This is a genomic window from Streptomyces sp. CA-249302 (assembly GCF_050936785.1).
GTDB lineage: Bacteria > Actinomycetota > Actinomycetes > Streptomycetales > Streptomycetaceae > Streptomyces.
This window is the reverse complement of record NZ_JBNJMG010000001.1, coordinates 9,711,037-9,733,306: the sequence shown is the minus strand read 5'-3', so window position 1 is coordinate 9,733,306 and position 22,270 is coordinate 9,711,037. Positions and strand designations below refer to the sequence as shown.

Here is a 22,270-nt window from a genome sequence, read left to right as displayed (position 1 = left end):
GGCTGACCACCAACCGGCCGTCAGCCGTAACGCTCCGCCGTGCGGCGGGCCGTCTCCGCCAACTCCGCCCGTACCTCGGCCGGTTCGAGCACCTCGAGGTCCGGTCCGAAGCCCAGCAGGCGACGGCAGGCCGCCCGAGGCGAGTCGAAGTGAAGGGTCAGGCGGTGCCAGTCGCCGAACTCCGGGTCTGCGGTTGCGTGGGCGGCCGAGGTGGTGTCGCCCAGGACTTCGGGAAGCGCGGCCAAGCCGTCCGGTGACAGCCGTACCGTGACCGCGAGTTGGTCCAGGCCGGTCTCGAACTCCGTTGTCCAGGTGGCCCAGAACGCCCCGAGATCGAAGTCGGTGGGGCGGGTGAACTCGCCGGGGAGCAGCTCGGCTTGGCTGATGCGGGACGCGCGGTGGGCGCGGATGCCGGAGTCCGTCCGGGCCACGAGGTACCAGATGCCCGCCTTCGCCACGAGGCCGAGTGGGTCCACGGACCTCGTGGTGGTACGGCCGTCCCGGCGCCGGTGTGTGAGGCGCAGGCGGTTGTCCTGGCGTACGGCGTCGACCAACTCCGCGAGACACGGCACCGGTTCGGGAGGCTTGAACCAGGCCTGCGAGTCGATGTGGAAGCGGGCGGCCGCCGCGTTGGTGCGGTCGCGGCCGGACGGCGGAAGTGACGCCAGTAGTTTCAGGCGGGCCTGGGAGAGGGCGTCGCCCAGCGCGATCCGTGCCAGCGGGCCGCCCGCCGACACCGCGAGGAGGGCCGTCGCCTCCTCCGCGCTGATGCCGAGCAGCGGACTGCGCCAGCCCTCCAGCAGGCGGCAACCGCCACCGGGGCCGCCGCTCGTCACGACCGGCACCCCGGCCGCGCCCAGCGCCTCCAGGTCCCGGTAGACGGTACGGACCGACACCTCAAGCTCGTCGGCGAGTTGACGTGCCGTCAACTGCCCACGGGACTGGAGGCGCAGGAGCAAGGACAGCAGCCGGTCCGCTCGCATCGGGCGATCACTTCCTCACCGTATGACTGACACAGGATGTCAGGCACGGGCCCCTAGGGTCTGCGCATGATCAAGGGATACGTCATCGGTGAAAGCCTGCGCTCCGGCGCCGAGTTCCGGCCGGCGGGCCTGCGGCTGCTCAAGGTCGGGCGCGTCGACGTCTCGGGGAGCGCCGCCGGTGCCCAGCCGTCGTACTGGACGCTCGTCGAGTGGGAGGCCGACGGGGACGATGTCGACGGGCTGGCCCAGGCGCTCGCCGATGTGCTGGAGCCGGCCGACGGCTGGTACGCCGACTTCGTCGCCGGGGAGGAACGGGTGGTCGTATTCGCCGGGAAGGTGTTTCGGTACCGGCGTGGGGACGCGGCCGGGCGGGCGGCGGCGCAGGCGTACGGGCGGGCGGCGGGCACGCCCGAGCATCAGCTCGACTGGGAGGAGTGAAGAGGGGCGCTGGGGCGTGCGTCTTCAGCGCGTCGGGTGCTGCTGTCTGATGCGCTGCGCGACCTCGCTGTTCTCGGTCTCCCACCACGGGCGTACGAGATCCGGCGACTGTCCGGAGCCGTCCGCGGGCGCCGCGGGGACCAGTTCCGTGGCCAGTCGGCGGTCCAGGGCGACCGTCTCCTTGCGTTCCGTGCGGGCCCACTGGACCAGGATCGCGAGCAGGAAGGGCAGCGCCACCAGCTCCGCGATGCCGACCATCGCGCCACCGCCGAGCTGCTGGTCGTGCTGGACGTCGGTCGACCAGGACGGGTGGTGGTGCAGGTACCAGGCGCCGGCGATCAGGGTGCCGTGGGTCATGACGACGATGCCGGGTACGGCGTCGATGATGCCGTCGAGGAACACCAGCGCCGCCCGGACCGGGTGGGTGCACCAGCGCGGCAGCGTCTCCTCGCGGGTGAGCACCGGCACCACGAACAGACTGCCCGCGAGCAGCAGGTGGAGATACATCAGCTCGTGCAGCCAGCCCACCCGCAGGGCGGTACCGAAGTACGGCGTGAAGTAGACCGTCAGCTCGGTCGTCAGCACCAGGGCCGTGCTGACCAGAGGGAAGGTGAGGAGGCGGACCAGGCGACCGGTCATCGCCCGCTGCACGCGCGCGGCGGAACGTTCGGGCAGGGCGCGGGCGGCCAGGCGCAGTGGGTCGCCGAGGGCCAGGCCGAGCGGTGCGATCAGGTCGAGGAGGATGTTCTGGACCGCGGCCGGCCAGAACAGGACGTGATCGTAGACGGCGAGCGCGGACATGGTGGCCACGACGATCGCACCGAGGCCGAGCACGGCGAAGGCGGCGCTGCGCGGTACCGGCCAGTGTTCGCCTCTGCGCCGCAGCCGCACCACGCCCCAGCCGTACAGGCCGCCGAGGAGGGCGACCAGCAGCAACGCGGGCACGTCGGGCTGCCAGGAGGAGAACAGTCGCTCCACCGTGAACTCCGGCGGACTCGACATCACGCACTCCTTCCACCGCACCGGACCGGACCCGGCCAGGCACTCTACGCCGCAGGTGACCGGGCGGACGGCGCCGGGCCCGGCCTTCGCGCCCGGTCACACCGATCTCATGCCGAACCCTTACCAAGACCGATCGGGTGATCGTTTTCGGCCAGACGTCGGCTACGCTGTCGGCCGACCTCAGGGGGAGACATGTTCATGGCACGTCGGTTGCTGGTCGCCGGGGTGACGGCGGTCCTCATGGCCGGACTCGGCGCATGCGGTGGCGGAGGGGACGACTCCGCGGCGCACGGCAGCACCACCGCCGAGGAAGCCCGGCCGAGCCCGGAGACCGTCTCCGGACTCCGGGACTCCGTCCGCCACCTCGCCCGGAAGACCGTCTCCGACACCCGGGCGCACCTGGTGCGCAAGTGCACCCCCGCCACCAAGCGGGTCAGGCACACGACCAGCTCCGGCACCGGCAGCCGCAGGACGACCCGCGTCTGGTACACCACCGAGCACTACCGGAGCTGCAAGAAGGTCCGGCAGGGCACGGAGCGGTACCGGCGGGTCGTCCGCCCGGAGCGGTGGTGCGTGAGCCTCGACGACGTCAACGGGGTCAAGTCGCAGGACGACGTCTGGTATCGGGTCACCCGCCAGACCTACGACGAGGTCCTCGCAGCGGACGAGCACGCGCGCGTGAGGTTCGTCCCGGCCGGCTCAGGCTGCTGACGGTCGGCGTCACCGGGCCGGCCGCGCGGAACCTCACGACGCCACCCGCTCCTCGGACACCTCGTCCGGGTGGGCCAGGCCCAGGTGGTCGCGGAGGGTCGGGCCTTCGTAGTCGGTGCGGAAGACACCCTGCTCCTGGAGGAGCGGGACGACCTTGTCGGCGAAGACGTCGAGGCCGCCGGGGGTGATGTGCGGGACGAGGATGAACCCGTCGCCGGCGTCGGCCTGGACGTACTCGTTGATGGTCTTCGCGACGGTCTGCGGGGAGCCGACGAAGGTCTGGCGGTTGCCGGTGTTGATGACCAGGTCGCGGATGGACCAGTTGTTGGCGGCGGCGAGCTCGCGCCACTCGCGGGCGGTGGCCAACGGGTCGCGGTACATGCGGACTTGGGCACGCCCCTTGGAGATGTGGTTCTCGCTCACGTCCGGGTCGACGTCGGGCAGCGGGCCCTCGGGGTCGTACGAGGAGAGGTCCCGGTTCCAGACGAACTCCAGGTGCTTGATGGCGGTCGCGCCGCTGACCTGCCGGCGGCGCACCTCGCGGGCGAGTTCCTCGGCCTCCGCGTCGGTGTCGCCGAGTGCGAAGCTCGCGGCGGGCAGGATCAACAACTGGTCGTGCCGACGGCCGTACTTGGCGAGGCGGTTCTTGACGTCCGTGTAGAACGCCTGACCCTCCGCCAGGGCCGCGTACCGGCTGAAGATGGCGTCGGCGCCCGCGGCGGCGAACTCGCGGCCCTCCTCGGAGTCGCCGGCCTGGAAGATCACCGGGCGGCCCTGCGGGGAGCGCGGGACGTTGAACTGGCCCTGGATGTCGAAGTGTTGGCCCTGGTGGACGAAGGCGCCCGCCTTCGCGTCAGTCAGGAAGACACCCGTCGCCTGGTCGGCCACGATCTCGTCGCCGTGCCAGGAGTCGAAGAGTTCGTGCGTGGTGGCGAGGAACTCCTTGGCGCGGGAGTAGCGCTCGTCCTGCGGGAGGAAGCCGCCGCGGCGGAAGTTCTCGCCGGTGAAGGCGTCCCAGGAGGTGACGACGTTCCAGGCGGAGCGGCCGCCGGAGAGGTGGTCGAGGCTGGCGAACTGGCGGGCCACCTCGTAGGGCTCGTTGAAGGTGGAGTTGATGGTGCCGGTCAGGCCCAGGTGCTCGGTGACGGCGGCGAGCGCGGCGAGGATCGTGAAGGTGTCGGGGCGGCCGACGACGTCCAAGTCGTAGATCTTGCCGCCCTGTTCGCGCAGCCGGAGCCCCTCGGCGAGGAACAGGAAGTCGAACTTGGCGCGTTCGGCGGTCCGCGCGAAGTGCGCGAAGGAGCTGAACTCGATGTGGCTGCCGGCCTCCGGGTCGCTCCACACGGTGGTGTTGTTGACGCCCGGGAAGTGCGCGGCCAGGTGGATCTGCTTCAGCGGCTTGCTCATGTCGGTGCGGTGTCCTTCCGGCTTCAGGCGGTCGCGGCGGCTGCGTAGCGGTTGGCGGGGCGGGGCAGGCCCAGCAGGCCGCGCAGGGTGTCGGCTTCGTAGGCGGTGCGGAAGGCGCCGCGGCGCTGGAGTTCGGGGACCAGGCCCCGGGAGACGGCCGGCAGGTCGTGCCCGGCGACGGCGGGCCGCAGCCGGAATCCGCTCAGCCCCTCCGCCGCCAACTCCTGGAGCAGATCGGCGAGTTGGACGGGCGTACCGGCGAAGATCCGGGCGTCGCTGGTGTACGGCTCCCCCGCGAGGGCGTCCAGACGGGCACGTCGGTCCTCCGCCGCGGCCTGGTCGTCGTCGAGGAAGACCACCAAGTCGCCGAACACATGCAGGAGTTCACCGGCGCGTCCGGCCGCCTCCTGCTCGGCGCGGATCTCGGCGACGATCGCGCGGGCCTGGTCGGCGTCGTGCGGGGTGACGTAGCCGACGTCGGTCTGGCGGGCGATCAGCCGGTACGGGACCGTCTGGTGGCCGAGGGAGGTGACGAGCGGCTGGCCCTGCGGCGGACGCGGGGTGATGGACGGCCCCTTGACGCTGAACCGCCTGCCCTCGAAGTCGATGTAGTGCAGCTTGTCGCGGTCGACGAAACGGCCGGTGGCGACGTCCCGGATCTCCGCGTCGTCCTCCCAGCTGTCCCAGAGCCGGCGCACGACCTCGACGTAGTCGGCGGCCTCGTCGAAGTGCTCGGCGAGCCGCTCCTGTCCGGCGGGGCTCTGGAGTTCCGCCAGGTCGATCGGCGGGAAGGTACGGCGCCCGAAGTGCTCGGCCTCGTGCGGGCGGGCGCTGATCTGCACGCGCAGACCGGCGCGGCCGGTGCTGACGTAGTCGAGGGTGGCGATCGCCTTGGAGATGTGGAAGGGCTCCGTGTGGGTGGCGATCACGGTCGGCACCAGGCCGATGTGCCGGGTGAGCGGTGCGATGCGGGACGCGATCAGTACGGCGTCCAGGCGGCCGCGGACTTGGTCGGTACGGCCGTCCGACTGGCCGTAGTACGAGGACTGGAGGCCGAGTCCGTCCTCGAAGGTGACGAAGTCGAGCAGGCCGCGCTCGGCCTCGGCGACCTGGTCGGCCCAGTATCCGGCGGTGAACAGGTCCCGGGGACGGGCCACTTGCTCACGCCAGGAGGCGGGGTGCCAGCCGGTGCCGTCCAGGGCGACGGCAAGGTGCAGATGGGAAGCGGGGGTCGAGGACACGAGGGTGCCTTTCCTGGAGGTCCGTACGAGATCACGCCGGCCCGCTGAGAGGGGCGTACGGCGGGTGAGAAACGGGTCAGGAACAACAGAGCGCGCCGGCCACGCGCAGAAGGTCGATATGGGGCCGGGAGTGGAGGCGCACGCGGCGGCCGAGGGCACGTGTCACGTCCCGCACCTCCACCGCTGCTCGATGAGTCGCCTTCGACAGGGACAACGGCACGGCTATGCCGTTTCTTCCAGGACGGCGGCACCGGTCCACCGTACGAGCGCGAAGACAGTACGGCGGCGGAGGGTGAAGCCGATGGACTCGTAGAGGCGGATCGCGTTCGCGTTGGTGGCGGCGGCGTGCAGGAAGGGGTGCTCGCCGCGTTCCCTGATGCCGGCCGCGACCGCGCGGACCAGGCGGGTGGCCAGGCCCCGGCCGCGGTGGTCGGGGTCGGTGCAGACGGCGCTGATCTCGGTCCAGCCGGGCGGACGGAGGCGCTCGCCGGCCAGGGCGACGAGCCGGCCGTGGTGGCGGATGCCGAGGTAGGTGCCCATCTCGACGGTGCGGGGCAGGTAGGGGCCGGGCTCGGTGCGGGCGACCAGGTCGAGGATCTCGGGCACGTCCTCGGGGTCGAGGCGTACGGCTTCGGGGTCGGGCTCGGCGCGCAGGCCGGTGTCGACGAGTTGGACGCCGCGGCCGGTGCGGACGAGCTCCCAGCCGGGCGGCGGCTCGGTCACACCGCGCACGGAGGCGGTGCCACCGGGGCCGACGAGTGCCGCCAGGTCGGCCCAGGCGCACGGGTCGTCGAGGTCGGCGACGGCGTGGAAAGGGGCCACGTCGACGGGGTAGCGGGCGGCACGGCCGACGCGTTGGGCGAAGTGGGCGTGCGGGCCGGTGAGCGCGGCCCAGGCGGGGTTGTCGAGGATGTGGGCGGACGTGGCGTCGATGCTGACGATGGACATCGTGTGACGGTCTCCGGGGTGGGACTCCGCCGCGGGGCGGCGGCGGAGTCCCGGCGCGTGGGGGCGGGTCAGGAGTTGTCGAGCGGCAGGCCGGGCGGGTTGATCTCCGACTTGGTGACCGCGTCGCTGGAGAGGTTCCAGGCCTTGAGCCACTGGGCGTACTGGCCGTGCTCGATCAGGTAGTTGATCGCCTCGGACAGGGGCTTGGCAAGGCCGCTGTCCTTCTTGGCGGTCGCGGCGATCAGGCCCTGGAGGGTGGCTCCCGCGCCGGAGAACTGGCCCGAGAGCTTCGTCGGGCTGGGCGTGCTCGCGGTCTGGGTGACGTGGTACGCGAGGTTGGGGCTGGGGCCCAGGTACGCGTCGATCTTGCCGCTGTTGAGGGCCAGGTAGATGCTGGGGCTGTCCTGGAAGTACTTGACGGTGAGCTTCTTGCCCTCCTTCTCCAGCTTGCTCTTCCACTCCAGCAGGATGCGCTCCTGGTTGGTGCCGGCGCCGACCGAGACGGTCTTGCCCGCGAGGGCCTCGTAGTCGCCGTCGAAGGCGAACTTCGAGGTCTTGAGGGTCTCGAAGGCGAGGTCGTCCTTGCGGTAGGAGGCGAACTCGTACTTCTGCTTGCGCTCCTCGGTGTCGGTGATGTTCGAGAAGCCGACGTTCACCTTGCCGCTGTCGATGCCGACGAAGAGGTTCTCCCAGGTGAACCGCTTGACCTCGGGCTTCAGGCCGAACACGGCGGCGACCAGGCGGGCCAGGTCGACCTCGGAGCCGGTGAGCGTCTTCTGGTCGCTGCCCACGTATCCGAGCGGCGGGGAGCCGGAGGGCAGGGTGCCGGAGCCGATCACCAGCTTGCCGCTCTTTCTGATCGCGGCCGGCAGTGCGGCGCTGATGGACTTGACCTCGGAGACCTTGAGGGTGGCCTCCTTGGCGGCGCCGTTGGACACGAGACCCACGGTGACCGCACCGGTGGTGTCGGAGGTCCTGGTCGCGGCGTCGCTGTCCCCACCGCAGGCGGCGAGCCCGGTGGCGAGGGTGGCGACGGTGGTCGCCGCGGTGATGCCGCGTATCAGGCTGCGTCGGGAGATGTGGGTGAGCATGGCTGTCCTTAGGAGTTGAGAGGAACGGTGGTGCGGGAAAAGAAGGTTGACGGTGGCTCAGAGGACTTTGCCGAGGAAGTCCCTGGTCCGTTCGTGCCGCGGCCTGTCGAGCACCTGGGAGGGCGGGCCCTGTTCGACGATGCGGCCGTCGTCGATGAAGACGACCCGGTCGGCGATCTCGCGGGCGAAGCCGATCTCATGGGTGACGATGACGAGGGTGGTGCCACTGGTCGCCAAGTCCTTGATGACGGAGAGGACTTCGCCGACGAGTTCGGGGTCGAGGGCGGAGGTCGGCTCGTCGAAGAGGATGACGCCGGGGCGCAGGGCGAGGGCCCGGGCGATGGCGACGCGCTGCTGCTGGCCGCCGGACAACTGCCGTGGATACGCACCGGCCTTGTCGGCGAGACCGACCCGGCCGAGGAGTTCGCGGGCCAGCTCCAGGGCCTCGTGCCTGCCGAGCTTCCCGGTGGCGACCGGGGCGGCGGCCACGTTGTCGAGGACGGTCAGGTGCGGGAAGAGGTTGAAGTTCTGGAAGACGAACCCGATCCGGCTGCGCTGCGCCAGGATGGCCCGTTCGCTCAGCTCCTTGAGCCGCTCCCCCTGCCGCCGTACGCCGATCAGTTCGCCGTTGAGGCTGACGTGGCCGATCTCGGGCTTCTCCAGATGGTTGACGACCCGCAGCAGGGTGGACTTCCCGGAGCCCGAGGGGCCGAGGATCACGGTGACCTCGCCGGGGCGGACGGTCAGGTCGACGCCGTTGAGGACGCGGTGGGTGCCGTACCACTTGTGCACGTCGTGCACTTCGACGGTGGCGGCCGCGGTACCGAGCGCGGTGGCGGTCATACGGCGGCCTCCCGGCGGACGCGGTCGCGCAGGTCGGCGAGGCCGGCCCGCAGCTTCTGGAGCGGGGTCGGCGGCAGGGAGCGGGTGGCGCCCCGGGCGTAGTACCGCTCGACGTAGAACTGGACGACGGAGACGACGCTGGTCAGGATCAGGTACCAGACGGTCACGACCAGCAGCAGCGGGACGACGTCGCCGGGGTAGGTGGCGCCCATGGACTGGGCGACGCCGAACAGGTCGAGCAGCGACACGTAGAAGACCAGCGAGCTGCTCTTGATCAGGCCGATCAGCTGGTTGACGTAGTTCGGGGTGATCGACCGCAGGGCCTGCGGGAAGACGATCTTCCTGAACTGGTAGCCCTTGGGCAGTCCGAGCGCGGCGGCCGCCTCGTGCTGGCCCTGGTCGACGGAGAGGATGCCGCCGCGGACCACCTCGGCCGCGTAGGCCGCCTCGTTGAGGCTGAGGCCGATGACGGCGATGGCCATGTCGGTGGCGAGCTTCGACTCGTCGAAGGAGAAGAAGGCCGGTCCGAAGGGGACGCCGATGCTCAACGTCTTGTACAGGGCGGAGAAGTTGTAGAGGAAGAGCAGGACCACGATGAGCGGTATGGAGCGCAACGCCCACACGTAGGTCCAGCTGACCGCGCGCAGCACCGGGCTCTTCGAGAGCCGGGCCAGGGCGAGCAGGATGCCGCCGAGGAGGCCCAACACCGCGCTGTAGGCGGTGACTTCGAGGGTGATGAGCAGTCCGTCGAGGATGGACGGGCGCAGGAACCAGTAGCCGAAGCGGTCCCACTGGTAGAAGGGGTTGGTCGCCAGGCCGTGCACGAACTGGGCCGCCAGGACCAGGACGACGGCGGTGGCGATCCACCGCCCGGGCCGCCGCAACGGCAGAACGCGCTGTGCTGCCAAGGGCTTTGACGGTGTGCCAGTGGGTGGCGGCGCCTCGGTCAGGGACACGGCGGCGCCTGAAGGTTCGCTCATGGAGGGCTCCGGCGGAGTCGGTTCACCCCCGGACACGGCGAAGTCGGCGCACTACGAGTGCGGGACGCGACGCACGGGCACCGGGAGCTGGGCGGACAACGGCACACCGCGGGCGCGGTGTTCGTCAGGAACGCGGGGGCTGGGAGAAGTCGTCAGCCCCGACAGCGGGCACGGCCCGGTGCGGTACACAGTGCACTGCTCACCCGGAGCAGATCCACGCTCCGGTCCGCGACGAGCACCTTCGCGTACGGCTGTACGCAGCCCGGGGAGCGGCGCGTGGCCGTCCTGGAAGCTGCGTACATGTCCGTCACCGTGCTCTTCCGGCCGCTGGGGCCCTCGCACTTACCGAAACGTCATCAAGCCATTCGGCCGAACCAATGTCAATGGTCGTCCACTTGGTGGACGGACTCAGACTCCTTCGACCTGCGATCGAGCGCCATTTCCATCCGCCGCATGGGTGGCCCAGTCCAGGATCTGGACAGCCGCTCCGGCGGCCTCCAGGCCCTGGCAGCGGGCGTGGTGGCGGCGCTCGATGCCGTCGAGGTCGAGGCTGCCGCCGAAGGCCGGGTGCGCGGCCAGCCGGCGGGCGTAGGCCCACAGGGCGGGATGGTCGGCGATGCGCTGCACCGCGGCGGCGTCGAGGTGGTTGCGGTGCACGGTGTCCAGCTGGACCAGGGCGACCCACAACTCGACGTCGGCGGCGGTGACTTCGTCGCGGATCATGTAGGTGCGGCCGTCCAGCCAGCGGTCGAGGGCGCCGAGGGTTTCCAGCAGTGTGCCCAGTGCTATGTCACATACCACTGGATCGCCACCGGCCGACCCGGCCCGCTGCGCCGCCTCCTCGATCCCCTCCGCGCACATCCGCTCCACGGCCTCGATCTCCGACTCCGCCCCGCACGGATACAGCGACAGCCGGTCGCTCCCGAACCGCCGGGCCAGGTCCCGCATGATGTCCGGCGCGTGCGTGCTGACGATCCGCCCGGACCAGCCGTCGCTCAGCACCGGCCCGACGGCCGCCCCGGTGTACCGGTGGGCGGTGGCCTCGTACAGCGGACGAAGGGCCCAGTAGCCGCCCTCGGGACAGTCGGGGACGGCGGGCAGGACGGTCGCCGGACAGACGGTGCCCAGGCCGAGCAGGCAGTGGGTGACGGCGATGCGCAGGCCGTCGGGACACGCGGTCGACAGATGGAGCCGGTAGCGGCCCGGCACGGCGTAGTGGCCGCTGCGCGCGTCCCGGCCGATCCGGCCCCGGAAGGCGGGCGCGGGCCGGTCGGAGGCGTGGGCGGCCAGTGGTGTGACGGTCATGACTCTCCCCGGGAGCGGGCGCGGACGTACGCGCGGCGGTTGCGACGACAGGACCCCTGGGAACAGGGCTCACCTTGACACGCCGGCCCGGACGGGGCGTCCGTCGGCGTGGGATGGGCGTGGCTCAGCCCTGGAGGTCGATCGCGCTGCAGACGCGTTGCAGATCGATGTGGCGGCGGGAGGTCAGAAGAGGCGAACGGCTCACTGCGACGGTGACCGGCAGCTCAAGGCGCCTCATGTTTCCCTACCTATTCACTAGGATTCCTCTCTGGGAGTGTCGATCGCGCCGGGGACGACGTCAAGAGGGCCGTCCCGCATCGCGGACACACGGCTGGACACCTGGATGGACCCACGCCTGGACGCCCGGCTTCTCGGACCACAGCAGTCACATCGTTCCCCGTGCAACCATTCGCGGTCAGAGGCTGTCTGTTGTTGCGGAACTCCCGTTCCCCCGTAGTTGGTACGCCCGACGCCGACGCTTCACCTCAGAGGACCCCCCATGCCCCAGAGCTCCCCCGGCCTCCGTCCGCTCCGACAGACCGCCGGCGCCCTCGGCGCCGTCGCCTTGCTGGCGCTGGGTGCCGCGCCGGCCGTCGCCGACGACTCCACGGCCGAGGTGACCCTGGGCAAGATCCCCGCGATCGACGGCGTCAAGCCGGGCAGCGACTTCCAGGTGCCCGTCACCTTCACCAATACGGGCACCGCGGCGGCGGACAAGGTCTGGCTCACGTACTCCGTCACGCGCGGGCTGAGCCACACCGAGCTGCCCGCCAACTGCCTTCGCTACGAGGTCCCTTCGTACGACGAGGCACCGAGCAAGTCCCAGGCGATCTGCGAGTTCGACCAGACCGTGAAGCCCGGTGCCGTCTACGCGCCCGAGAAGGCGCTGACGCTCAAGGCCCTGGACAGTGCGCTGTACGATCGGCTGCGCGTGACGGTGGAGACCAGCGAGCCCTCCCCCGACGAGAACGCGAGCGGGCCGGTGCGTGGAACCGGCCCCGAGGTCAAGCTCGTTGAGCAGCCCGACGCCACCCCGGCCCAGCCCCGCGACGACTACCACCCCGACTGGGACGCGGCCGACGTGAAGGTGACCGCGGACAACACCGCCGACTTCCAGGTGACGGGCGCGGACCTGAAGGGCGCCGTCGGGGACACGGTCCCGTTCACCGTGAAGTTCACCAACGCGGGGCCCGCCTGGGTGCTGCGGGACGGGGACGTTCCGGTGACCAAGGTGGACATCAGGATGCCCGCCGGCACGACGGTGACCAAGGCCCACGACTTCTGCCACAAGGTGGCCACGGGCAGCTACTCCTGCGGCACCAGCCAGGCCTGGGAGAACGAGGGCGGCGGGGAGACGTACACCTTCAAGTTGCGGATCGACAAGGCGGTTTCGGGCGCCAAGGGCTCCGTCGCGCTCGCCGGCCTGCCGCGGCCGTTCGACACCGACAAGGCGAACGACACGGCCGACATCACCCTCGACGTCACCGGCGGCGGATCGACGGGCGGCAGTGGCTCGACCGGCGGTGACGGCTCCTCGACCTCCGGCGGAAGCACCGGCGGCTCGTCCACCAGCGGCACCACGGGCGGCACCTCCACGACGGGCGGCTCCACGACCGGCGGCTCCTCAGCCTCCGGCAGCACGGTCGCCACCGCCGACGGCGACCTGGCGAGCACCGGTTCCGGCTCGACCCTGCCGATCGCGGGCGCGGCCGTCGCGGCCCTCGGCCTCGGCACGGGAGCGGTCCTGGTCACGCGCCGCCGCCGCGCGGCCCGCCGATAGGGCCACGGCCGTACGGCCCACCGGCAGGCCGCAGTTGTACGACAGCGACGGCGAGCAGGCCGGCCGGGGAGGCGGACTCCCCGGCCGGCCCGTCCTACGTCAGCCGGTGCTGACCCCCACGGTCAGCGTCGCCGTGTATCCGTCGGAGACGCTGGAGCCGAGCGCGGTCAGGGTGAGCAGGCCGGAGGAGGCGCCGCCACCGTCGTAGATGCCGTCGTCGTCGAGTTGGGTCTCCTGGGTGGTGTTGTCGGAGTACGGCGAGAGGACCTGGACCTCGGCGTTGATGTCCGGGTCGAAGAAGAGCTGCCCGGTGTGGATGATCTCGCCGCCGGTGTACGAGTCGTCGGTGAGCGTGACGTCCGTGTGGACCCTCATGTGGATGTGCACGCAGCGGCCGGTGTAGTGCCCCGGCCAGATCGAGACGAGGCTCACCTGGCCGTTGGAGTCGGTCATCTGACCACCCCTCAGGAACGTGCCGTCGTCCTCCTCGGTGTGGCCGTTGCCGCCGACGAAGCCCGAGTACTCACCGAGCGCGTCGCAATGCCACAGCTCCACGAGCGCGTCGGCGAGGGGTGCGCAGTCGTTGTCCTGGTCGACGACGGTGAAGGTGAACTGGACCTCCACGCCTTCCTTGTCCTCGCGGATGTCCTCGCGGACGAGGGCACCTTCGAGGGAGTAGGGGCCTTCGGTGACCTCGGCGGTGAGGGTGCACACGCTGCTGCTCGTGATCGAGGAGCCGGACACCGAGGTACGGCTCCGACTCTCGACCGCCTTCGTCTCCGGTGCCGCCGTCGCCGTGGCCGCGAGGCCCAGGCCGGCGACCGCCGCCACCGCGCCGCCCGCGGCGATGACACGACGACGGTTCACCGTGCCGTTGACCCTGTCCTTCGCTTCGTCCTGCCGCTCTGCAGGAAGGTTGTTTGTCATGGTCGCGAGAACGTAGGAACGACCCCTGTGAGGGGCATGGCACCGGACTGTCATTTCAATAAGCGTTGCCTGCCAACTGTCGACAGGATAGCCCTCATTCACATCTCCACGCCTCTTGACCGGGCCATAGTGCCGACACTAGGAAGGTAGGGCGAGCCGCGCCGCGGTCTCGTACGGCTGGCTCGAGAAGGGGGTCCACGTGACCGGCAGGCTTTCCGGGAAGGTCGCACTCGTCACCGGCGCGGGCGCCGGGATCGGCCAGAGGTGCGCGCTGCTCTTCGCCGAGCAGGGCGCGACCGTCGTCGGCTGCGACATCGACCCGGCGGCGGCCGAGCGCACCCGCAAGGCGGCCGCCGACAGGGGGCTTTCGGTGGAGGTGCTCGCGCCGCTCGACATGACCGTCCCGGCCGACGCCCGGCGTTTCACGGACGGGGCGTTCGAGCGGCACGGCCGCGTCGACGTGCTGGTCACCGCGGGTGCGATCGCCCCGCACATGGCGACGGCCGCGGAGATGGACTTCGCCGGCCAGTGGACGCCGACCATGCGCGGCGAGGTCGACGTGGTCTTCCTGCCCGTGCAGGCCGCGTGGCCGCACCTGGCGGCCTCCGGGGGCGGCTCGATCGTCAACTTCGCCTCGGTGAACGCCTTCCGGGGCAGCGGGACCTTCGGCATGGTCGCGCACTGCGCGGGCAAGTCGGCCGTGCTCGGCCTGACCCGCCAACTCGCCGTGGAGGGCGGGCCGTCGGGAATCCGGGCCAACACCATCTCGCCCGGCATGGTGCGCACGCCCGCGACCGAATCGGCGGGCGCCCACGAAGGCGCGGCGCAGCAAGCCCTCCTGGCGCGTATCCCGTTGGGCCGCGTCGGCACCCCGGAGGACATCGCCTGGTGCGCGGTCTATCTGGCCTCGGACGAGTCGGCGTGGGTGACCGGCGGCAACTTCCCGGTCGACGGCGGAGTCCTGGCCAAGTGACCTGTCCGCAGCGCGTGTTACGAGGCGATCCGGCGCCGGCGCGCGGGTTTGCGGCCCTCCGTGTCCTGCTCCAGTTGCTCCTCCACCGCGCGCTGCGCCCGCACCGTCGCACCCGCGATCAGCGCGGAGGCCAGCTCACCGTCGCGCTCCTCCACGGCCTGGAGCAGCCGCTCCTGGTCGTCGATGCTGTAGGCGAGCCGACCGGCGCGGGTCAGGCTCAGGTGCCGCAGCATCAGGGTGCGCAGGGCGAGGGAGTCGAGGATCTGCTTCAGGGTGGCGTTGCCGACGATCTCGGTCATCCGCTCCTGGAGCAGCACATGGCTCCAGAAGTACGCGTCCACGTCATCGTCGTCGGCCAGTTTCCGCATCCGCTCGACCCGGGTGCGCAGCTCGGTCAGCTCCGCTTCGCCCGCCCGCTCCACCAGCAGGCCCGCGAGCATCGCCAGGAGCTGCTTGCGCACCTGGTAGATGTCCCGGATGTCCTGGAGGGAAGGCGCGGCCACGCGGGGCCGGCGGCGAGCCTTCATCTCGACCAGGCCCTCCTGTTCGAGCAGCATCAGCGCCTCGCGCACGGGCGTACGGCTGGTGTCGAACCGGCGTGACAGATCAACGCTGTTGAGGTCCTGCCCCGGCTCGAGCCGCCCCTCGATGATGCCGGCGCCCACCCATTCGGCGATCTGCGCGACCAGCGGCTCGCGCCGGTCCCGCAGCCGCAGCAGGCGCTCCAGTACGAGATGCGTGTCCTGATCGGTCATGGGGCACTTCTCCTGACTGGTCCTGGCTCACAGCCGACGCAACGGTGTCGACACTAGCGCAGTACGCGGCAGGCGAACATCGTGCACTCCCCCTTGCTGTCGACAGCACACCAAATTCTCATGGAGGACACATGCACCAGGACCAGACCGTCCCGGCCGTCGGCAGACGCACCGTCGTCGGCGGCGCCCTCGCGGCGCTCATGGCGACCGGCGTGAGCGGCACGAGCGCCCGGGCCTCGACCGCCGAGGGCTCGTCCACCGAGGCCCCGTGGGAGCCCGTTCCGGTCCCCGGCCAGGTGCCGGTGACCGAGTACCAGGTGCCCGTCTCCGGCGGCGGGAGCCTGTGGGCCTGGGACACCGGCGGCGACGGGGAGGCCGTGGTCCTGCTTCATCCGGGCTCGGGCAGCGGCGAGAGCTGGCCCTACCAGCAGCCGGTGCTGGCCGCCGCCGGCTTCCGGGTCGTCGCATACTCGCGGCGCGGTGCCTACAGGTCGGTGGCGGGCACCAAGGCGGAGGCCGACACCGCGTCCGGCGACCTCGACACCCTCGCCGACCACCTGGGCCTGGACCGCTTCCATCTCTCCGGCTCGGCGGCGGGCGGCCCGGTGGCGATCGACTACGCGCTCTCGCACCCCGACCGCCTGCGCGGTCTCACCGTCTCCGGCAGTGTCATGGGCGTCATGGACACGGAGTACCAGGAGCTGACCGCAGCGCTCCAGCCCGACCCCTTCGGTGAACTCCCGGTCGACTTCAAGGAGTTGGGTCCCTCATACCGCGGCGGCGACCGGGACGGCGTGGCGGCCTGGCTGGAGATCAACGCCCGCGCCCGGACCTCGGACGCCTTCGCCCAGTCCCTCGCCCACACCATCACCTGGTCGGCCCTCGAAACGCTGGCGATCCCCGTCCAACTCATCACCGGGGACGCGGACTTGTACAGCCCGCCGTCCGTCATGCGCCTCAACGCGCAACACGTGCCGGACGTGCGGACGCACGTGGTGCGGGAGGCGGGCCACAACCCGCACTGGGAGCAGCCCGCCGCCTGGAACCGCCTCCTGATCGGCTTCCTCCGACAGCACGGCGGGCGCCGTCCCTAGAGGACGTCGAGCGCGACCAGAAAGCGGGACACCATGTTGTACGCCGCCACGGTCGCCGTCAGCTCGACGAGTTCGGCGTCGGTGAAGTCCTCGCGGAGGGCGTCGAACAGCCCGTCCGGCACCTGGACGTCGCGGGTCATCGCATCGGTGTAGGCGATGACCCGTCGGCGTCGGTCGTCGAACTCCGGCTTCTCCTGGTGGAGTTCGGCCAGTTCGGCGTCGCCGAGTCCGGCGCGCCTCGCGTCGGGTTCGTGGGCCGTCCACTCGTACGGGGCCTTGTTCAGCACAGCGATCCGCAGAATGGCCAACTCGCGTATGTCCGGTGGCAGTTGGAGCCGCCCCCTAATGGCACCGAGGAGGCTGTTCCAGCCGTCGGCGAGCTCGGGGCTGTGCAGCAGCATGCGGTCGAGGGGGTGCAGGGTGCCGCCCCGCCGGGCGCGGATGCGCTGGGCGATCTCGTCGGTGCCGTCGGCGTCGGGGAGTCGTGCCACGTGGGGTCCTCTCGGGAGCAGCAAGAAGTCACAGGGGTCGGGGGCAGCGGGCCAGCAGGCCCATCGCCTCGGGGCGTTCGACGGTCCCCGCCGCCACCTGGTCGCCGAAGACCATGACCTCGGTGCCGGTGAAGGCGGGCCAGTGGGGCAGTGTGCCCCCGTTCGGGTCGGCGGAAGCGACGAAGCGGGCCCAGGTGTCGGCCATGGTCCGCGCGAGTTCGCGGTCGGCCTCGGCCCAGGGCCAGGGGCGGCAGTCCAAGTTGTCGAGGGCGTAGGGGAGTTCGGCGGTGTGGTGGACGCCGTAACCCGGTAGTCCGTCCTTCGGGGGTGCGAGGTCGATGTGTTCCGGGAGTGGGGGTGTGCGGGTGAAGCGGTACAGCCAGGTCGGGGCCTGTTCTTGGTGGGCGGTGGCCCATCGCCAGACGGGGTGGGTGAAGCGGCTCTCGCCCGTGAAGCGGCGTGCGGTGCGGCGGGCCTCGGTGGTGTCCCGGACGGGGTACAGCTCGTCCGTGCCGGGTTCGACCGGGAGTCGGCGCAGGGCGTCGAGGGTGGCGTACACCGAGCCCTCGTCGGTGTTGGTGCCGACGAGCAGCGGTACGGCGTGCTGTCGTCCGGCCGCGAAGACCTCGTCGCTGGGCTCGGTCAGTATCCGGCCGTCGGCCACGGGCCCGAAGTGGCCGCGGAGGACGAGCTCGACGCCGTCCAGCCGCCGTAGTCCGGCGATGTCCCGGTCGCCGAACTCCCCGGCCCAGCGCAGCCCTTGCTTCTGTGCGGCGGCCTGATCAGGGAGGGGGCCTTCGGCGCGGCCGATGCCCGAGGCGCTCTGGCCGAGGGCCGCGCGGAAGAGCGGTCGGGCTGCCGGTGCGGCCATGAGGTGGCAGATGTGGGCGGCTCCGGCGGAGTTGCCGGCGAGGGTGACGCGGGCGGGGTCGCCGCCGAAGGCCGCGATGTTCTCCTGGACCCAGCCGAGGGCGGCGACGATGTCGAGCAGTCCGTAGTTGCCGGACGCGCCCAGGTCGTCCTCGGCGGCCAGGCCGGGGTGGGCGAGGAAGCCGAGGGCGCCGAGCCGGTGGTTGAGGGTGACGACGACCAGGCCTCGGCGGGCGAGAGCGCGGCCGTCGTGGATCTCCTGGCCGCCGTGGCCGTAACGGTTGCCGCCGCCGTGGACCCAGACCATGACGGGCAGTCCGGCGGAGCGCCCCGGGTCCGGTGTCCAGACGTTGAGGTAGAGGCAGTCCTCGCTCATCACCAGCGCGCGCCGGTCGGCGAAGTTGGTGTGGTACATGATCGAGTCGCGGGGCGGCTGCGGCTGGAGCGGTGCGGGTCCGAAGTCGTACGCCCGTCGCTCGCCGTCCCAGCGGGCGGCGGGCCGGGGCGGCCGCCAGCGCAGTTCGCCGACGGGCGGCTCGGCGAAGGGGATGCCCCGGAACACGGCCACCGCCCCGTCCCGCTCCCCCACCAGGCGGCCGGCGGCCGTTCGGGCCCGGATCACGCCCGGGCCTTGTGCAGCTTGCCGTCCTTCATGATCGCCGCCAGTCGTGCGGGGTCCTGGAGGATGGCGATCTCCGCCAGCGGGTCGCCGTCGACGAGGACGAGGTCGGCGAGGAACCCCGGCCGGACCAGGCCGAGTTGGTCCGCCATGCCCATCACCTCACCGCCGTACCGGGTCGCCGCGCGCAGCGCCTCGGCCGGGGTGAAGCCGAACCAGTCGACGAAGAGTTCGAGGTCGCGGAGGTTGCGGCCGACGGGGTTCCAGGCGAAGCCGTAGTCGCCGCCGGGGACGACCCGGACGCCGCGCCGGACGAGTTCGGGCACCACTTCGCGTACGGCCTCGGCGGTGGCCTCGACCTCCATGCCGGGCTCCGGCTCACTCCCGGCCTCGTGCAGGTTGGCGTGGATGATGCCGGGGGTCGGGGCGACGAAGACGTGGTCGCGGGCGGCCTCCAGGAGGTCGAGGGCCTCCTCGTCGGCGAAGGTGCAGTGGTAGATGGCGCGGACGCCGTGCCGTACGGCCATCTTGATGGCCTCGGCCGCGTGGGCGTGCGCGGTGAGCCAGACGCCGTGCTTGTCGGCCGCGTGGGCCGCGGCGGCTACCTCGTCGTCCGTGAACTGCACGATCCGTGACGTGCCTTGTACGACCGCGCTCTCGCCGGAGAGGGACAACTTCACGATGTCGACGCCGAGTTCGGCCATGTCGGTGACGAAGCGGGACACCGAGTCGGGGTCGGAGGCGCGGCCGTCGACACCCGGGAAGTCGTAGACGCCGGGCTCGACCATGCCCGCGCTGCCCTCCCAGGAGGCCGCCTTGAGGCGCGGTCCGGGCATCCAGCCCTCGGCGAAGGCCTTGCGGGCGGCGACCTCGGTGCGGGGCAGCCGGTTGCCGCCGGAGTAGGCGCTGGTGATGCCGTGGTCGAGCAGCACGCGTCCGGCGTGCGCGACGAGCAGCGCCTTCTCCTCCTCGGGTTCGTCGCGCCGGCGCGAGACGTGCTCGACGGTGGAACCGAAGCCCAGGTGGGCGTGGGCGTCGACCAGCCCGGGGAGCAGGGTGCCGCCGCCTCCGTCGATCACGCGGGCGTCGGTGCGCAGGTCGCGGTCGATGCGGGCGGCGACGGCGGTGATGCGGTTGCCGTCGACCAACACCTGGGCCGGGAAGGGGTCGTGTCCGGTGCCGTCGAAGATCTGGACGTCGGTGAACAGGGTGCGGGTCATGGCGTCCTCCTCCGGAAGCGGTGCCGCATCTCGCCGACTCCCCCGATACGGCTGACCAGTTGGTCGTCGGGAGTCAGGAACCGTTGCGGGGTGCGCCGGTTGCCGACGCCGGCCGGGGTGCCGGTGAAGACGAGGTCGCCGGGCAGCAGGGTGCAGAAGTCGCTCAGGTAGGAGATGAGCTGCGGGATCGGGAAGATCATGTTGGCGGTGCGGTCGTACTGGACGATCTCGCCGTTCAGTTCGCAGGTCAGCTCCAGGTCGTCGCGGTCGGGGACCTCGTCGAGGCTGACCAGGGCGGGGCCGACCGGGCCGAAGCCGGGGTGGGACTTGGCGAGGGAGAACTGGGCGGGGCGGCCCGCGAGTTGGGCGACCCGCTCGGACAGGTCCTGCCCGACGGTGAGGGCGACGACCGGGTCCCAGCCCTTCTCCACCGGCACCCGGCGGGCCTCCCGGCCGATCACCGCGACCAGCTCCAGCTCCCAGTCGACGTGCCCGGGCGGCAGCTCGACGGTGGTGTACGGGCCGGTCAGGCAGGTCGGGAACTTGGTGAAGACCAGGGGTGCTTCGGGTTCCTCGTATCCCGCCTCTGCCGTGTGGGGGCGGTAGTTGAGGGCTACGGCCAAGATCTGGCGGGGTGCGGGGACGGGGGCTTCGAGTTCGGCCTCGTCGTAGGGGCGGCCGCCGGTGGCCGTCCGCGACCAGTCGAGCAGTTCGTCCCACCGTTCGAAGACCCGTCCCTCGCAGTCGGCCGGCACGTCGACCGCGCCGCCTTCCGGGGTCAACAGCACCGTGCGGCCAGCGAGTTGTGCGATGCGCATACGCCGATCACACCCACTGCTCTGCGGGCGGCTCTTCGCTGCCGTGGGCGTTCCGCCAGGAGACGACCGGGTTGCGCAGCACGCCGATGCCCTCGATCTCGGCCTCGACGACGTCGCCGGGCTTGAGGTAGTTGGCGAAGGGGTCGGCGGTGCTCGCGGCGACGCCGGCGATGGTGCCGGTGGTGATGAGGTCGCCGGCGCTGTAGGTCTGCGGCGAGTGGTAGGCGACCAGTTGGGGGATCGACACCGACATCCGGGCGGTGTTGGACTTCTGCCGGACGTCCCCGTTGACCCTGAGCTCCATGTCGAGGTCGTGCGGGTCGTCGATCTCGTCGGCGGTCACGATGTACGGGCCGATCGGGCAGAACGTCTCGATCGCCTTGGAGAAGGAGAAGACCCCGGACTCCATCTCCCTGCGCTGGATGTCGCGGGCGGTGATGTCGTTGAAGACCAGGTAGCCCGCGATGTGCTCGGCTGCCTGGTCGGCGGAGAAGAACCGCCCCGGTTTGCCTATCACCACGGCGAGTTCGAGTTCGTAGTCGAGTTCCCGGGTCAGGTTCGCCGGGTACACGATCGGCTCCTCGGGGCCGATGATCGCGTCGACGTTCTGGAAGAAGACGATGCCCTTGTTGACCGGGTGGGACCAGTCGACCCGGACCAGGTCCTCGTGGTGCTCGCGGAAGTTTCCCGCCGTGTGGAAGAACTTCTTCGGCACGATCGGCGCCCGCAGCCGGACGTCGGCGAGCGCGAACGTCCGCCCCGTCTCGGCAACTTGCGCCTCCCGTTCGAAGAACTCCCTGGTCGAGGGCACCTCCAGCGCCACGACGGTCTCCCCGTCGAGCCGCCCCACCAGCCCCGCCTCGGGTCCCGCGTCGAACGTCACCAGCTTCATCAGACCTCCCTAACTGTCGACACTCAGCCTGCCCAGCAGGCCGATCATCGTCAATACCTGCGCAAAGTGTGGACAGAAATTAAGAGAGTGGCTTACGGTCCAGGCCATGCGCACAACGTGGGACTTCGCGGGTACCCGCGCCCTGGTCGCCGGAGTCGGCGGCATCGGCGCGACGGTGGCCCGGGCACTCGCCGGATCGGGCGCGGACGTGGTCGTACTCGACGTGGACAAGGACAGACTCGACGGCATCGCTGACGGGGTCACCGGCATCGCGGCCGACCTCACCTCCGCCGAGGCCTGCCACGGCGCGGTCGCGGAGGCGGTCCAACTCCTCGGCGGACTGGACGTGTTCGTGCACGCGGTGGGCGTCAACGACCGCAGGCCGGTCCTCGACACACCGGACGAGGTGTGGGAGCGGTTGATCGCCGTGAACCTCAACAGCGCGTTCTGGCTGGGCAGGGCGGTGGGAGCGGTGATGGTGCCGGGTGGTTACGGCCGGATCGTCTACCTGTCCTCCGTCTCGGGCCTGTTGGCCCACCGCGACCACGCCCCGTACGCGGCGAGCAAGGGCGGAGTGAACCAGCTGATGCGGGTGATGGCCCGCGAGTGGGCGGCCGACGGAGTCACCGTCAACGCGGTCGCGCCCGGCTACACGGAGACCGACCTGACCAGCGCCTACCTCGCCCGCCCGGGCGTCCGCGACGCCCTGAAGGCACTGGTCCCGGCCGAGCGGCTCGGCCGCCCCGACGACCTGATCGGGCCGACCCTGTTCCTCGCCTCCGCCGAGTCCGGATTCGTCACCGGGCAGGTGCTGTACGCCGACGGGGGGCGCACCCTCGTATGAACGCCCTTGGAAAACACGCGACTTCACGAACGGAGCCC

Annotated in this window: 24 protein-coding genes; 6 read left to right on the top strand and 18 right to left on the bottom strand. The window is 71.1% G+C overall.

What is annotated here, in order from left to right:
• Positions 1–20 precede the first annotated feature (20 nt).
• Positions 21–983: a helix-turn-helix transcriptional regulator gene (locus ACQEWB_RS43935; protein ID WP_432841483.1), complete on the bottom strand. Its 963-nt coding sequence runs from the start codon at positions 981–983 to the stop codon at positions 21–23.
• A gap of 66 nt (positions 984–1,049) precedes the next feature.
• Here ACQEWB_RS43935 and ACQEWB_RS43930 point away from each other — a divergent pair, with 66 nt between their 5' ends.
• On the top strand, positions 1,050–1,421 hold the full coding sequence (locus tag ACQEWB_RS43930; protein WP_432841481.1) for a hypothetical protein: 372 nt from the start codon (positions 1,050–1,052) through the stop codon (positions 1,419–1,421).
• Between the two features lie 24 nt (positions 1,422–1,445).
• On the opposite strand, the gene ACQEWB_RS43925 is transcribed toward ACQEWB_RS43930, so the two are convergent.
• Complete coding sequence (locus ACQEWB_RS43925; protein ID WP_432841479.1) at positions 1,446–2,423, bottom strand: cytochrome c oxidase assembly protein; 978 nt, start codon at positions 2,421–2,423, stop codon at positions 1,446–1,448.
• A 198-nt stretch (positions 2,424–2,621) separates the two neighbouring features.
• Between ACQEWB_RS43925 and ACQEWB_RS43920 the strand changes: the two genes are divergently transcribed.
• Positions 2,622–3,134 carry a hypothetical protein gene (locus ACQEWB_RS43920; protein WP_432841477.1) on the top strand — a complete coding sequence of 171 codons (513 nt, stop codon included), beginning with the start codon at positions 2,622–2,624 and terminating at the stop codon, positions 3,132–3,134.
• A gap of 33 nt (positions 3,135–3,167) precedes the next feature.
• Here the strand turns inward: ACQEWB_RS43920 and ACQEWB_RS43915 are convergent, their stop codons facing one another.
• From ACQEWB_RS43915 to ACQEWB_RS43875, 9 genes are all read right to left on the bottom strand, one after another.
• A complete protein-coding gene (locus tag ACQEWB_RS43915) occupies positions 3,168–4,541 on the bottom strand; it encodes an NtaA/DmoA family FMN-dependent monooxygenase (protein WP_432841475.1) in 1,374 nt (457 codons plus the stop codon).
• A gap of 23 nt (positions 4,542–4,564) precedes the next feature.
• The gene (locus ACQEWB_RS43910; RefSeq protein WP_432841473.1) at positions 4,565–5,782 is read right to left on the bottom strand and encodes an LLM class flavin-dependent oxidoreductase; all 1,218 of its coding nucleotides are present in this window, start codon (positions 5,780–5,782) and stop codon (positions 4,565–4,567) included.
• A 76-nt stretch (positions 5,783–5,858) separates the two neighbouring features.
• Positions 5,859–5,924: a putative leader peptide gene (locus ACQEWB_RS43905; RefSeq protein ID WP_432844325.1), complete on the bottom strand. Its 66-nt coding sequence runs from the start codon at positions 5,922–5,924 to the stop codon at positions 5,859–5,861.
• 80 nt (positions 5,925–6,004) lie between these two features.
• Positions 6,005–6,730 carry a GNAT family N-acetyltransferase gene (locus ACQEWB_RS43900; RefSeq protein ID WP_432841471.1) on the bottom strand — a complete coding sequence of 242 codons (726 nt, stop codon included), beginning with the start codon at positions 6,728–6,730 and terminating at the stop codon, positions 6,005–6,007.
• 68 nt (positions 6,731–6,798) lie between these two features.
• Positions 6,799–7,821, bottom strand: a complete 1,023-nt coding sequence (locus ACQEWB_RS43895; protein ID WP_432841469.1) for a transporter substrate-binding domain-containing protein — start codon at positions 7,819–7,821, stop codon at positions 6,799–6,801.
• A 57-nt stretch (positions 7,822–7,878) separates the two neighbouring features.
• Positions 7,879–8,664: an amino acid ABC transporter ATP-binding protein gene (locus tag ACQEWB_RS43890; protein ID WP_432841467.1), complete on the bottom strand. Its 786-nt coding sequence runs from the start codon at positions 8,662–8,664 to the stop codon at positions 7,879–7,881.
• Complete coding sequence (locus tag ACQEWB_RS43885; RefSeq protein WP_432841465.1) at positions 8,661–9,644, bottom strand: amino acid ABC transporter permease; 984 nt, start codon at positions 9,642–9,644, stop codon at positions 8,661–8,663. Before ACQEWB_RS43885 ends, ACQEWB_RS43890 begins: the two co-directional genes overlap by 4 nt.
• A gap of 408 nt (positions 9,645–10,052) precedes the next feature.
• On the bottom strand, positions 10,053–10,949 hold the full coding sequence (locus ACQEWB_RS43880; RefSeq protein ID WP_432841463.1) for a glutathione S-transferase C-terminal domain-containing protein: 897 nt from the start codon (positions 10,947–10,949) through the stop codon (positions 10,053–10,055).
• 124 nt (positions 10,950–11,073) lie between these two features.
• Positions 11,074–11,187, bottom strand: coding sequence for a putative leader peptide (locus ACQEWB_RS43875; protein WP_432841461.1), 114 nt, complete (start codon positions 11,185–11,187; stop codon positions 11,074–11,076).
• Positions 11,188–11,448: 261 nt separating this feature from the next.
• Between ACQEWB_RS43875 and ACQEWB_RS43870 the strand changes: the two genes are divergently transcribed.
• Positions 11,449–12,729 (top strand): hypothetical protein, encoded by a 1,281-nt coding sequence (locus ACQEWB_RS43870; protein ID WP_432841459.1) that lies wholly within the window; start codon positions 11,449–11,451, stop codon positions 12,727–12,729.
• A 99-nt stretch (positions 12,730–12,828) separates the two neighbouring features.
• Here ACQEWB_RS43870 and ACQEWB_RS43865 read toward each other — a convergent pair whose 3' ends face one another.
• Positions 12,829–13,656, bottom strand: coding sequence for an intradiol ring-cleavage dioxygenase (locus tag ACQEWB_RS43865; protein WP_432841457.1), 828 nt, complete (start codon positions 13,654–13,656; stop codon positions 12,829–12,831).
• Positions 13,657–13,855: 199 nt separating this feature from the next.
• Between ACQEWB_RS43865 and ACQEWB_RS43860 the strand changes: the two genes are divergently transcribed.
• Complete coding sequence (locus tag ACQEWB_RS43860; RefSeq protein ID WP_432841455.1) at positions 13,856–14,629, top strand: SDR family NAD(P)-dependent oxidoreductase; 774 nt, start codon at positions 13,856–13,858, stop codon at positions 14,627–14,629.
• A 17-nt stretch (positions 14,630–14,646) separates the two neighbouring features.
• On the opposite strand, the gene ACQEWB_RS43855 is transcribed toward ACQEWB_RS43860, so the two are convergent.
• Positions 14,647–15,384, bottom strand: coding sequence for a GntR family transcriptional regulator (locus tag ACQEWB_RS43855; protein WP_432841453.1), 738 nt, complete (start codon positions 15,382–15,384; stop codon positions 14,647–14,649).
• A gap of 131 nt (positions 15,385–15,515) precedes the next feature.
• Between ACQEWB_RS43855 and ACQEWB_RS43850 the strand changes: the two genes are divergently transcribed.
• Complete coding sequence (locus ACQEWB_RS43850) at positions 15,516–16,478, top strand: alpha/beta fold hydrolase (protein WP_432841451.1); 963 nt, start codon at positions 15,516–15,518, stop codon at positions 16,476–16,478.
• Here the strand turns inward: ACQEWB_RS43850 and ACQEWB_RS43845 are convergent.
• The 5 genes from ACQEWB_RS43845 to ACQEWB_RS43825 are packed head-to-tail and all read right to left on the bottom strand — an operon-like array spanning position 16,475 to position 21,388.
• Positions 16,475–16,969: a carboxymuconolactone decarboxylase family protein gene (locus tag ACQEWB_RS43845; RefSeq protein ID WP_432841449.1), complete on the bottom strand. Its 495-nt coding sequence runs from the start codon at positions 16,967–16,969 to the stop codon at positions 16,475–16,477. The two genes, ACQEWB_RS43850 and ACQEWB_RS43845, sit on opposite strands and share 4 nt — an antisense overlap.
• A gap of 28 nt (positions 16,970–16,997) precedes the next feature.
• Positions 16,998–18,461: a carboxylesterase/lipase family protein gene (locus ACQEWB_RS43840; RefSeq protein WP_432841447.1), complete on the bottom strand. Its 1,464-nt coding sequence runs from the start codon at positions 18,459–18,461 to the stop codon at positions 16,998–17,000.
• Positions 18,458–19,678 (bottom strand): amidohydrolase family protein, encoded by a 1,221-nt coding sequence (locus ACQEWB_RS43835; protein ID WP_432841445.1) that lies wholly within the window; start codon positions 19,676–19,678, stop codon positions 18,458–18,460. The genes ACQEWB_RS43840 and ACQEWB_RS43835 overlap by 4 nt, the downstream gene beginning before the upstream one ends.
• The gene (locus tag ACQEWB_RS43830; protein WP_432841443.1) at positions 19,675–20,496 is read right to left on the bottom strand and encodes a fumarylacetoacetate hydrolase family protein; all 822 of its coding nucleotides are present in this window, start codon (positions 20,494–20,496) and stop codon (positions 19,675–19,677) included. Before ACQEWB_RS43830 ends, ACQEWB_RS43835 begins: the two co-directional genes overlap by 4 nt.
• Before the next feature lie 7 nt (positions 20,497–20,503).
• Positions 20,504–21,388 carry a fumarylacetoacetate hydrolase family protein gene (locus ACQEWB_RS43825; RefSeq protein ID WP_432841441.1) on the bottom strand — a complete coding sequence of 295 codons (885 nt, stop codon included), beginning with the start codon at positions 21,386–21,388 and terminating at the stop codon, positions 20,504–20,506.
• A gap of 106 nt (positions 21,389–21,494) precedes the next feature.
• Between ACQEWB_RS43825 and ACQEWB_RS43820 the strand changes: the two genes are divergently transcribed.
• Positions 21,495–22,232: an SDR family NAD(P)-dependent oxidoreductase gene (locus ACQEWB_RS43820; protein WP_432841439.1), complete on the top strand. Its 738-nt coding sequence runs from the start codon at positions 21,495–21,497 to the stop codon at positions 22,230–22,232.
• Positions 22,233–22,270 lie beyond the last annotated feature (38 nt).

Excerpts from the sequence above, each read along its gene's own strand:
- ACQEWB_RS43870 (WP_432841459.1), top strand. The coding sequence starts at position 11,449 with ATGCCCCAGAGCTCCCCCGGCCTCCGTCCGCTCCGACAGACCGCCGGC.
- ACQEWB_RS43935 (WP_432841483.1), bottom strand. The coding sequence starts at position 983 with ATGCGAGCGGACCGGCTGCTGTCCTTGCTCCTGCGCCTCCAGTCCCGT.
- ACQEWB_RS43835 (WP_432841445.1), bottom strand. The coding sequence starts at position 19,678 with ATGACCCGCACCCTGTTCACCGACGTCCAGATCTTCGACGGCACCGGA.
- ACQEWB_RS43830 (WP_432841443.1), bottom strand. The coding sequence starts at position 20,496 with ATGCGCATCGCACAACTCGCTGGCCGCACGGTGCTGTTGACCCCGGAA.
- ACQEWB_RS43895 (WP_432841469.1), bottom strand. The coding sequence starts at position 7,821 with ATGCTCACCCACATCTCCCGACGCAGCCTGATACGCGGCATCACCGCG.
- ACQEWB_RS43900 (WP_432841471.1), bottom strand. The coding sequence starts at position 6,730 with ATGTCCATCGTCAGCATCGACGCCACGTCCGCCCACATCCTCGACAAC.
- ACQEWB_RS43915 (WP_432841475.1), bottom strand. The coding sequence starts at position 4,541 with ATGAGCAAGCCGCTGAAGCAGATCCACCTGGCCGCGCACTTCCCGGGC.
- ACQEWB_RS43885 (WP_432841465.1), bottom strand. The coding sequence starts at position 9,644 with ATGAGCGAACCTTCAGGCGCCGCCGTGTCCCTGACCGAGGCGCCGCCA.
- ACQEWB_RS43825 (WP_432841441.1), bottom strand. The coding sequence starts at position 21,388 with ATGAAGCTGGTGACGTTCGACGCGGGACCCGAGGCGGGGCTGGTGGGG.
- ACQEWB_RS43865 (WP_432841457.1), bottom strand. The coding sequence starts at position 13,656 with ATGACAAACAACCTTCCTGCAGAGCGGCAGGACGAAGCGAAGGACAGG.
- ACQEWB_RS43890 (WP_432841467.1), bottom strand. The coding sequence starts at position 8,664 with ATGACCGCCACCGCGCTCGGTACCGCGGCCGCCACCGTCGAAGTGCAC.
- ACQEWB_RS43925 (WP_432841479.1), bottom strand. The coding sequence starts at position 2,423 with ATGTCGAGTCCGCCGGAGTTCACGGTGGAGCGACTGTTCTCCTCCTGG.
- ACQEWB_RS43820 (WP_432841439.1), top strand. The coding sequence starts at position 21,495 with ATGCGCACAACGTGGGACTTCGCGGGTACCCGCGCCCTGGTCGCCGGA.
- ACQEWB_RS43930 (WP_432841481.1), top strand. The coding sequence starts at position 1,050 with ATGATCAAGGGATACGTCATCGGTGAAAGCCTGCGCTCCGGCGCCGAG.
- ACQEWB_RS43850 (WP_432841451.1), top strand. The coding sequence starts at position 15,516 with ATGCACCAGGACCAGACCGTCCCGGCCGTCGGCAGACGCACCGTCGTC.
- ACQEWB_RS43920 (WP_432841477.1), top strand. The coding sequence starts at position 2,622 with ATGGCACGTCGGTTGCTGGTCGCCGGGGTGACGGCGGTCCTCATGGCC.
- ACQEWB_RS43875 (WP_432841461.1), bottom strand. The coding sequence starts at position 11,187 with ATGAGGCGCCTTGAGCTGCCGGTCACCGTCGCAGTGAGCCGTTCGCCT.
- ACQEWB_RS43880 (WP_432841463.1), bottom strand. The coding sequence starts at position 10,949 with ATGACCGTCACACCACTGGCCGCCCACGCCTCCGACCGGCCCGCGCCC.
- ACQEWB_RS43855 (WP_432841453.1), bottom strand. The coding sequence starts at position 15,384 with ATGACCGATCAGGACACGCATCTCGTACTGGAGCGCCTGCTGCGGCTG.